Here is a 1,188-nt window from a genome sequence, read left to right as displayed (position 1 = left end):
CAAGCTGTCGAGTTTTATCTGTATCAAGGTGGAAGCCTCGAAAGCACATGTAACCAATTTAATATTTCGTCCCGATCGGTTTTACAACGTTGGATTAACCTTTATACTAGTGGGAAAGAGATGAAATCCACGAATAAAGGAAGCGTTAAAATGAGCGGAAGACGTAAAACCACATTCAAAGAACGGATAGAGATTGTCCAATATGCGATAGCCAATGATTCGAATTATCAGCAAGCTGCGGAGAAGTATGGGGTTTCCTATCAACAAGTATATAATTGGGTTCGTAAATACCAGAAAGATGGCGAGCAGGCCCTTCAGGATCGGCGCGGGAAAACATTAGAATCAAAGCCAAACCTAACCGAAGAAGAGAAATTACAGCTTCGAATCAAGGAACTGGAACACCGTACGCAATATTTGGAGGCAGAAAATGGTCTCTTAAAAAAGTTGGAGGAAATCGAAAGGAGAGGATGGAACGAGTAGGAAAACAAGTCCCTACCTTTGAAGTGATTCATGCATATCATGAAGAAACAGGTACGCCAATTCAATTATTATGCGACATTTTAAAGGTATCCCGATCCGGATATTATAAATGGCTGAATCACACGCCGGGTAGCCACGAAGAAGAAAATGTACGGCTGATGAAGCAAATTCAAAAGATTTTTAAACAGTACGGGGGGNCCCGATCCGGATATTATAAATGGTTGAATCACACGCCGGGTAGCCACGAAGAAGAAAATGTACGGCTGATGAAGCAAATTCAAAAGATTTTTAAACAGTACGGGGGGATTTACGGCTATCGCCGGATCAGAATGGTTATTCAACGCAAATACGGGAAATGCTATAATTTGAAACGTATTCGCCGTTTAATGATTTTATTAGACTTGAAATCATTTATACGTCGTTCAAATGGATATTCCACCAAAACAAGCTATGTCAATATCGAAGACAATCTTCTTAATCGGGAGTTTACGGCAGAAAAACCAAATCAAAAGTGGGTAACAGATATTACCCATTTAAAATACAGAGACGGTCATAAAGCCTATTTATGTATGATCAAAGACCTTTATGATGGGTCCATCGTTGCCTATAAGGTTAGTTACTATAACAATAATGATCTCGTTATGGAAACAATTAAAGCAGCGCTGGAAGCAAATCCAGGGGCTACTCCTTTACTGCATAGTGATCGTG

1 protein-coding gene and 1 pseudogene are annotated in these 1,188 nt (G+C 39.9%); both read left to right on the top strand.

What is annotated here, in order from left to right; all coding sequences use genetic code 11:
* The first annotated feature begins 150 nt into the window (after positions 1-150).
* Positions 151-480 carry a helix-turn-helix domain-containing protein gene (locus tag IEX29_RS26350; protein ID WP_188738858.1) on the top strand — a complete coding sequence of 110 codons (330 nt, stop codon included), beginning with the start codon at positions 151-153 and terminating at the stop codon, positions 478-480.
* Between the two features lie 200 nt (positions 481-680).
* Positions 681-1,188: pseudogene (locus tag IEX29_RS26345) on the top strand (IS3 family transposase); the annotation flags it as partial.

The sequence above is a fragment of the Oceanobacillus neutriphilus genome (assembly GCF_014645515.1).
GTDB lineage: Bacteria > Bacillota > Bacilli > Bacillales > Amphibacillaceae > Oceanobacillus > Oceanobacillus neutriphilus.
This window is presented reverse-complemented; position numbering and strand designations above follow the sequence as displayed.

Bases quoted from the DNA above. Each gene is read 5' to 3' on its own strand.
- IEX29_RS26350 (WP_188738858.1), top strand. From the start codon at position 151: ATGAGCGGAAGACGTAAAACCACATTCAAAGAACGGATAGAGATTGTC.